Source organism: Microcystis sp. M165S2 (assembly GCF_020245885.1).
In the GTDB taxonomy this organism is placed as follows: domain Bacteria; phylum Cyanobacteriota; class Cyanobacteriia; order Cyanobacteriales; family Microcystaceae; genus Microcystis.
Map to the genome: position 1 here is coordinate 1 of NZ_JADBTZ010000004.1, position 8,405 is coordinate 8,405.

Sequence of the window (8,405 nt, forward strand, 5' to 3'; positions counted from 1 at the left end):
CCAACCCCCAACCCCCAACCCCCACCGAAAAACTTTTTCAGCAGACCCTAGATAAATGTCTGTAGAGACGTGGTTAACTGCGTCTCTATTTGAATTACCGATAACTAATCACTGTTAAACTAATCACTGTTCACACTCTGGACAGTGAAAAAATGCAGATCCGAAGAAAACACCCCAATCCTGCCGTCAAAGTTGAGAGTTTGAGTTATGTGGTGAAAGTGCCGGAGGCACAACCGCAAAATATTTTAGAAGAAATCGTTTGGCATAAAGAGATGGAAGTCGATAAATTGCGCGAACGGTTGCCTTTATTAGAATTACGCCAAAAAATAGCCAATACTGCGCCACCTTGCGACTTTTTAGCCGCCTTAAAACAGGGGAAAACCCAACCCGCTTTGATTGCCGAAGTGAAAAAAGCTTCCCCGAGCAAGGGAGTTATCCGGGAAGATTTTGATCCTGTAGCGATCGCCCGTACCTATGAACAGGGGGGAGCCACTTGTTTATCAGTCCTAACCGATAGTAAGTTTTTTCAAGGTAGTTACGAAAATCTTACCCTCGTCCGGCAAGCGGTATCTTTGCCCCTATTATGCAAAGAATTTATCCTTTATCCCTATCAAATCTACTACGCTCGCTCTAAAGGAGCCGATGCTGTCCTTTTAATTGCCGCTATTTTAAGCGATCAAGACCTAGCATATTTTGTCAAAATTGTCAAGGGTTTAGGGATGACAGCTTTGGTAGAGGTGCATAGTTTGGCCGAATTCGATCGAGTGTTAGCCATTGAGGGAATCGAACTAATCGGCATCAATAACCGCAATTTAGAGACATTTAAAGTCGATTTAGACAATACTCGCCAATTACTAGAAGCCAGGGGTGAACAGGTGCGAGAAAAAGGTATTCTGATCGTCAGCGAATCGGGATTACACCAGGCTGCAGATCTAGCCACAGTGAAGCAAGCGGGAGCAAATGCGGTTCTAATCGGCGAATCTTTGGTAAAACTGCCCGATGCTGCCGTCGGTATCCAGAAACTCTTTGAAAATCGGGAATAGGAGTTAGGAAGTGGGGAAGTGGGGAAGTGGGGAAGTGGGGAAGTGGGGAAGTGGGGAGTGGGGAGATGGGGAAGCTATCTCATCACCCTATCACCCCAAAACCCCATCACCCCAAAACCCTATCACCCTATCTCCTGAATACTGACTCCTGACACGGCTATCTGCCGGGATATAATCAGAGTTTGCCGAATCTTAAATCATCCCCTCAGAATTGATGCGATCGAGATTTGGTTTTTTATCTTTTTAAATATGGCCCAACGAGAGAGGACGAACCATGGAAAATAAAAATATGTTGATGATTCCCGGCCCGACACCAGTGCCGGAAGCGGTATTATTGGCTATGGCTAAAGCACCTATAGGTCATCGGACGGGTGCTTTTAGCAAGGTAATCGCCGAATTAACCGAAAATCTTAAATGGTTGCATCAAACCAGTGGCGATGTTTTAATGCTAACTGCTTCGGGAACCGGTGCCATGGAAGCGGGAATTATTAATTTTCTCAGCCCCGGCGATCGAGTTTTGGTGGGGGATAATGGTAAATTTGGGGAACGTTGGGCGAAAGTGGCGAAAGCATACGGCTTAAATGTGGATGTCATTAAGGCAGAATGGGGTAAACCCCTAGATCCAGAGGCATTCACCGCTAAACTGACCGAAGACAAGGAAAAAGCCATCAAAGCGGTAATTATCACCCATTCGGAAACTTCCACCGGGGTTCTCAATGACTTGGAAAGCATTAACAAAGCGGTAAAAGACCACGGGGAAGCTTTAATTATCGTCGATGCTGTCACCAGTTTAGGAGCTTATCATATTCCCATCGATGAATGGGGTTTAGATGTGGTCGGTTCTGGTTCCCAGAAAGGTTATATGATTTCTCCCGGTTTAGGTTTTGTTTCCGTGAGCAAAAAAGCTTGGAAAGCCTACGAAACCGCCAAACTGCCCCGTTTTTATCTAGATTTAGGCAAATACAAAAAAGCCACCGATGAGGATAGTTCCCCCTTTACCCCTCCAGTTAACCTGATGTACGGTTTACAAGCTTCTCTGCAAATGATGAGAAGGGAGGGATTAGCGGCAATTTTCGCCCGTCACCAACGCTTAACCCAGATGACGCGGGCCGGTATGCGCGCCCTGGATTTGCCCCTCTACGCGGCGGATTCCTGCGCTTCCACGGCGATTACTGCGGTGGCCCCCACTCTGGTGGATGCGGAAAAAATTCGTTCGACTCTCAATAAAAAGTTCGACATCGCTGTCGCTGGTGGTCAGGATCACCTCAAGGGTAAAATCTTCCGTATCGGTCATTTAGGTTTTGCTAGTGAGCGGGATATCCTCACAGTTATCGCTGCCATTGAAGCGACTTTAATCGAGTTAGGTGTCGAAGGTGTCACCCCCGGTGCTGGTGTGGCTGCGGCTGCTTCTGTCATGGTACAGGGTTAATCTTGGGTTTATTTTTCCCCTTCTCCCCAGAGAGGGGGATTTTGGCGGGAAAATATACTTTATAGTATGATTAACTCCCAATCCAACTTTAAAAACCCTGTTATGAATTGCTTCCCCCGCTCGGCACTCACTCACTCTCCTATACCTTTTAAACAGGATTTAGTATGACTTGATTGCGGGCCGATTTGGGGCAAATGCAAAGCCGGATCCTGCGCTGTCCAACCGACGGGAGTATCTAAGCGCACTTCAAAATGAAGATGGGGGGGAATAATATCTGGTTGTCCCGTGGTGCCAACCGTGCCGATAACGTCTCCTGCTCGTACCCGTTGGTCAATTCTCACTGTAACCCTGCTTAAATGAGCATAACGGGTCTGCCGGCGACCTAAATGATTAATTACTACCAAATTACCATAGGCCCCTTCCTGACCCACATAAATCACTAGACCATCTTCGGCAGCTAGAACTGGTGTACCAACATCGGCGAGAAGATCAATACCACTATGAAAGAGATTTTTCCGTTCCGTGGGGCTTTTTTGCCAACCGTAGGCTAATCCGACAGTGCTGGCAAAGGGTAAGGGATAAGAACTTAATCCAGTATAATCCGATCGCTTGCCGGCGGCGGACCAATTGGTGCCGGGGATAAAAACTATTGTCGGCTGGCGACCACAACCGTTAAGCTCAAAGAGTATATCGGCACGAATACCATAGGCCGCTTCTAAATCGCGCCAAGTGGAACCCCGGGGTGCTTCGATGCGAATGCCGTTCATCGGGGGAATGAAGATTTCTTTCCCGACGGGGGCCAAACCATTTTTGAGAATAGTCGGATTGAGTTTAATTATCGTTGCGGGGATGAGAGCGTATTTTTCGGCGATTGAGGCGATTGTTTCTCCCGCTTGGATTTTATGGCGTTGTAACCTTGATAAAATCGGCAGGGGACAAACATTATCAGACCCTTGGGCAAAAATTAATTTTTGATTCAAGGTCAAAAAACCTAGACAAAAAAACAAAATTGTGCTAGAGAAACTTAGCCAACTTTTCTCACTTTTGATTCTCCGACCCATGACCATAAAAAAGCGATTTCTTGACTACAAAACCCGGAGAATACTAGGAATACTGTCAATAGCTTCTAAAGACTCTATTGCCGCTAAAGCGTTGCGGAAATTACCCTCGCGCACATCGTGGGTGACAACGACAATTTCGGCTAAATCACCCCTAATACCAATTTGTACCACGGATTCTAGACTAACCCCATGGTCGCCGAAAGCCATACCTAAATGACCGATTACCCCCGGCACATCGCGACAGAGAAAACGAGCATAAAAACGGGTCGATAAATCCTCCATCGGGGCGATTTGACAATAATGCTGGTGAATACAGCTTAAAAGCGGGTCAAGTTCCTTGGTTTTGCCACTACTTTTTAAAATTCCGACGATATTCATCACATCCGATACTACCGCGCTGGCCGTCGGTCCGCTACCGGCACCGGGTCCATAAAACATCACTTGCCCCAAGGGTTCCCCCTCGACGAGAATAGCGTTATAGACTCCGTTAGCATTAGCGAGGGGATGAGTTTTCGGTACTAGGGTCGGATGAACCCGCAACTCTAGGGTATCGGAATCCTCCTTAACCGTATCTTTTGCGATCGCTAATAATTTAATCACAAATCCCAGTCTATCAGCGTAGGCGATATCGACGGCGCTAACTTGCCGGATACCTTCACAGTAAACATCTTCCCGTTTTACCCGACCTCCAAAACCCAAAGAAGCTAAAATGGCAATTTTATCGGCCGCGTCGAATCCATCCACGTCCGCAGTGGGATCCGCTTCTGCATAGCCTAATTCCTGAGCTTTGGCCAGCACTTCGCTAAAATCTGCCCCTTTTTGGCTCATTTCCGTGAGAATATAGTTAGTTGTGCCGTTGACAATTCCCATGATACTGCTGATGCGATTAGCACCGAGGGATTGTTTTAAGGGTTTAATGACGGGAATTCCACCACCCACGGCCGCTTCTAGGAGGACATAAACCCCTTTTTCGTTAGCCTTGGCGTAGATTTCATCACCAAAACGGGCAATAACCGCCTTATTTGCCGTAACAACGTGCTTTCCCGATGCGATTGCTTGGAGAATTAAAGAGCGCGCCGGTTCCAAACCCCCCAATAATTCGACAATAATATCAATTTCGGGGTCAGTAACGATCGATTCTAGGTCAGTGGTCAAAATATGGGGAGAAAGCTCGATTTCTCTCGGTTTATCTAGGGTTCTAACTCCCACTCGTCCAATGGTAATCTCTTTGAGTACGGGATGACGACCAAAAGGATCAAGGAGGATTTTCGCTGTTCCCGTCCCCACAACCCCGAAACCGAGTAAACCAATCTTAAAGGTCACGCTTTTATCTCCTGCTAGTCCGACGCAAAAAATACTAATGGCCAAGCCGTCGCCATTGTCGATTTTATCATTACAAGGTCTTTGACGGTGGGTTTTCTTTTGCTGGGGTTCAAGGCCTGAGGATGATAAATATTCAGTATTTTTGTATTAAAATCAAGCCAATCTCGATCAAGTTTAAACGCTTATCCTGTAATTGTTATTGATTTTATTGACCGATATAGATATTCGGCAATGTCAGTAACATTTTTGATCATAACTCTAATTTCTGATGATAATAACCCTCTATATAGTTGATATTTTTGAACAAATCAATCGACTCTTTCTGAGCAAAGAGCCATGTTAGCATTATTAGTTAGGGTAATTTGACTCAACTGCACGAGCAACTAAGTTATCCAGCCCCAATTACCATACCAAAGAAATAGAATGGATAAAAAATAGGTAAACAAGAATAACAGAAACCCATAAAAATAACGATTTTTTTGGCTCCCATATCCTTGCTCTAAGATTGTCCCCAACATCTCACCGTATTCCCCACCTACATCTACTAGGGTTTGAAATTCAGAGAAATTATACACAGCTAAAATAGCCTTCTCCTTCGAAAAAGAAAAACTATTCATCGACTGTTCAAAAATCTCTGCATCTAGCGGATGGGTTTGAAAATATTCAAAGACCCCCATCCCAAACAGATCATCAAAGGATGGTTGTCCCGTTTTAATACTATATAACACATTTCCCCCGGCTTGATAATGGGGGGCCTCTCCTAACATAATCGCTGTCGCTTTTACTGACCGGGGATGGTCACTAGATAAATGTTCGGCTAAGGGGGTTAGTCTCAGTTAGGGAGGCTAACTCTTGACAAGATTTCGCTCCCTTGCTTAAATGCTCGGCTAGACTCAATTTAGCCGCAGCATAGATAGCTTGAGATAGCCAGTAACCCGAAATCATTTGGGTTAATTGAAGATGAAGAGGGAGTTCAGGTAAGGACATAATCAACTTTTGTGGGAATAAAGTTAAACAGTACCATATAGGATAAGCTGCCCGCGCATTTAAATTGCTGGTTGAGATGAGGCAAGAGTCAACAGGAAAGGGATTGGGGGAGATTCAGCTAATTTCTAAGCGCGAGTAGAGAGAAAAATAAAGCCCTTGCATTACAGCACTCGGTAAAGTTTCCATGAAATTAATTTCTAAGCGCGAGTAGAGAGTTAAACGAGGAACTAAAGCAGGGGAGCTGCTGAAGTTCGCCGGAACTTGGCAAGGCAACAACTGGGAAGAGTGCCTCGAATTCGTCCAGGAAACTCGTTCTCAAGCTCAATTCTAAGTCTTATTACAAGGCTACAAGGCTGTTCCATGTTTCCTTCTATTTATTGAATTTTAACATTTAATTTATAGGTGGCATTGCCACGAGTTCCCCCTACAATTATTTCATAATTTCCAGTAGCCGGTAATTTTAAACTAGATTGGGTAGCTTCTGTTTTCAAAATTTGCCCATTCGGTGCAATCACATCGAATACGGCATTATTTTCTAATGCTGTAATTTTCAGATCCATTCTCTGTCCTTGATTCGCTCTTAATAAATAAATATCTTGACTCCCTCGAACAACCGATTGATTAACTGTAGTGGTATTAGTTCCTGGGGCAAACCGAATTTGAGACACTAAACAAGGTTGTTTTTGATAAACGACTCGTCCCGTATTCAAAGAATCTGAAGTTAACGTCCATGTTTCTTGAGTTGTTTGAGTATCTAACTCAATTTTTGTCTTGATATTTAAGTTTAAATGATTTCCATTTTTCCTTCCTTGTAAGGTTTGAGTATAGGAACTATAATAAGATTCTTGTTCATTATGAATCGTAGCTTCTACCCGACCCGTGACTTGATTTCCCTGAATATAAATCCTCGCCGTAGAATCCAGATCATCATTAGCGACTGAAAAACAATAACCTTGAATCGAATAAGCGCTAGACGCTTGAGCAACTTGTCGGGGTGGATGATTTGCCATCCTAGGTGTAACATTCAGTAAACTTGCAAAAATGACTACAGATCTTAATAATTTGATCATCATAACTGACTCATGGTTAAAGGTTGATTGATCACTGATTACTGATAGTTTCCATTCAATTAATTTCTAAGTGCGAGTAGAGAGCTACCATCACCAGACGGTTCACTCCGTCCGTTGTCAGGCATTCGGCTCAAATCTTTTTTGCCCTTCCATTTTCCGCCCCAATTCATTTGCCCATCTCGTCCCTTGTTACCGCGTTGCCAACATCCGATCGTGAGCCACGCAACGTTCCGGTTGCCAGTAAAATGGCGAGGTTGGCAATGCCTGTCCTTGTGTCGCTTGTGTCGTCTCACGCAGGATTGGGTTTGCGAGGATAGAGCTGCTCGGCGCGGTTGAACAAGATCCAGCTGGTCAGAATGTACTTGTCGTGCGACTCGGGCACATTGCCGCGATGGGTGTGGGTAAAACCGGCGGGAGCGATCACCATCGTCCCAGAGGTCGGCTTGAGCTTCCGTTCTTGGTACAAGAACTCCGTCTCACCACCGCGCTCTACATCGTTCAGATAGAACATAAACAAAAGGACGCGATGGAGCGTCTCAGCAGCTGGGTCGCGAGGATAGATTTCCGAATGCCAGTAGTAGTAACCCCCGAGACTCTTCGAGTATTTCTGAACGTTGATCGCTCCCGGTCGAAACACTCTGAACAAATACTCGCCGAGTTCTAGGTCCGATGCCGCCCCAACATCCGAAGCTGTTAACGCCCTGACCAGTCCGGTAGCCGGATCTTGCAAGCTCAATGCAAACGCACTCGTGATCAGATATGGATACTTGCGAATGTACAACATCAGGTGACGCAGTGTGCTGTCGAGTATCTGACTGTGCAAATCGCTCCACTCGGAGAGGCCTGTGATGGTGATGTCGGTGCTGTTCTTCTTGGATTTGTCGACTCCATGACCGATCCGTCCATCCGACTTGCGGTCGCTGGCTTCGAAACGATGCCTGATCTCTTCGCACAATTCGGGGCGTAAAGCATGTTCGTAGATCTCGATAAAGTCAGTTGTCATTGCAGCTTTCCCACCCCAAAGCCCTAGATACATTCCCACGCGGTCACGAATTCCATCTAGTTGGTGATTATAACAGGTTTGCGTTGCATCGAGAGCTTTGCCCGTATCCGGAAAAAGGCAGATGTACGCTGATGCAAAGGTTTCGCGGGTACGTTCAATTAATTTCTAAGCGCGAGTAGAGAGAATAATGCGAGTTCCCTTAATACAGACTTGACCGTGATATACCAGAGGCGCACTAAGGATTCTTTTTTGCCATTGCATCATTTTATTGTCGGCTATTCTTGATCTTTTGGATAATTTCATCGAAAATTTTGGGTCTGAAACCCCGTCGTTCTACGACGGCTTTACTATTAAATATTAGCACATTTACGAAATATATGCTAAAATGTGAGACATGGAAAAAGCCTACTCGTTTCGATTTTACCCCACACCCGAACAAGAGTCGCTATTGCGGCGCACTTTGGGCTGTGTAAGATTAGTTTACAACAA

At 45.3% G+C, this 8,405-nt stretch carries 8 protein-coding genes and 1 pseudogene; 3 read left to right on the top strand and 6 right to left on the bottom strand.

What is annotated here, in order from left to right:
* Positions 1–152 precede the first annotated feature (152 nt).
* Positions 153–1,043, top strand: a complete 891-nt coding sequence (gene trpC, locus IM479_RS00120; protein ID WP_287685761.1) for an indole-3-glycerol phosphate synthase TrpC — start codon at positions 153–155, stop codon at positions 1,041–1,043.
* Positions 1,044–1,317: 274 nt separating this feature from the next.
* A complete protein-coding gene (locus IM479_RS00125; RefSeq protein ID WP_286825805.1) occupies positions 1,318–2,472 on the top strand; it encodes a pyridoxal-phosphate-dependent aminotransferase family protein in 1,155 nt (384 codons plus the stop codon).
* A 131-nt stretch (positions 2,473–2,603) separates the two neighbouring features.
* Here IM479_RS00125 and IM479_RS00130 read toward each other — a convergent pair whose 3' ends face one another.
* From IM479_RS00130 to IM479_RS00160, 6 genes and pseudogenes are all read right to left on the bottom strand, one after another.
* Positions 2,604–3,539 (bottom strand): LysM peptidoglycan-binding domain-containing M23 family metallopeptidase, encoded by a 936-nt coding sequence (locus IM479_RS00130; RefSeq protein WP_287685762.1) that lies wholly within the window; start codon positions 3,537–3,539, stop codon positions 2,604–2,606.
* Between the two features lie 18 nt (positions 3,540–3,557).
* Entirely contained in the window at positions 3,558–4,856 is a 1,299-nt protein-coding gene (locus IM479_RS00135; RefSeq protein WP_287685763.1) for a homoserine dehydrogenase, read from the bottom strand.
* Positions 4,857–5,350: 494 nt separating this feature from the next.
* Positions 5,351–5,843 (bottom strand): annotated as a pseudogene (locus tag IM479_RS22460) (methyltransferase); the annotation flags it as partial.
* Positions 5,844–6,217: 374 nt separating this feature from the next.
* Entirely contained in the window at positions 6,218–6,916 is a 699-nt protein-coding gene (locus IM479_RS00150; protein WP_287685766.1) for a hypothetical protein, read from the bottom strand.
* A gap of 286 nt (positions 6,917–7,202) precedes the next feature.
* A complete protein-coding gene (locus IM479_RS00155) occupies positions 7,203–7,916 on the bottom strand; it encodes a 2OG-Fe(II) oxygenase (RefSeq protein WP_287685767.1) in 714 nt (237 codons plus the stop codon).
* 165 nt (positions 7,917–8,081) lie between these two features.
* Positions 8,082–8,219, bottom strand: a complete 138-nt coding sequence (locus IM479_RS00160; protein ID WP_287685768.1) for a DUF433 domain-containing protein — start codon at positions 8,217–8,219, stop codon at positions 8,082–8,084.
* Between the two features lie 91 nt (positions 8,220–8,310).
* Here IM479_RS00160 and IM479_RS00165 point away from each other — a divergent pair.
* The coding region (locus IM479_RS00165; RefSeq protein WP_185240746.1) for a helix-turn-helix domain-containing protein at positions 8,311–8,405 on the top strand (95 nt) is incomplete at its 3' end.

Excerpts from the sequence above, each read along its gene's own strand:
- trpC (WP_287685761.1), top strand. The coding sequence starts at position 153 with ATGCAGATCCGAAGAAAACACCCCAATCCTGCCGTCAAAGTTGAGAGT.
- IM479_RS00125 (WP_286825805.1), top strand. The coding sequence starts at position 1,318 with ATGGAAAATAAAAATATGTTGATGATTCCCGGCCCGACACCAGTGCCG.
- IM479_RS00130 (WP_287685762.1), bottom strand. The coding sequence starts at position 3,539 with ATGGTCATGGGTCGGAGAATCAAAAGTGAGAAAAGTTGGCTAAGTTTC.
- IM479_RS00150 (WP_287685766.1), bottom strand. The coding sequence starts at position 6,916 with ATGATGATCAAATTATTAAGATCTGTAGTCATTTTTGCAAGTTTACTG.
- IM479_RS00155 (WP_287685767.1), bottom strand. The coding sequence starts at position 7,916 with ATGACAACTGACTTTATCGAGATCTACGAACATGCTTTACGCCCCGAA.
- IM479_RS00160 (WP_287685768.1), bottom strand. The coding sequence starts at position 8,219 with ATGAAATTATCCAAAAGATCAAGAATAGCCGACAATAAAATGATGCAA.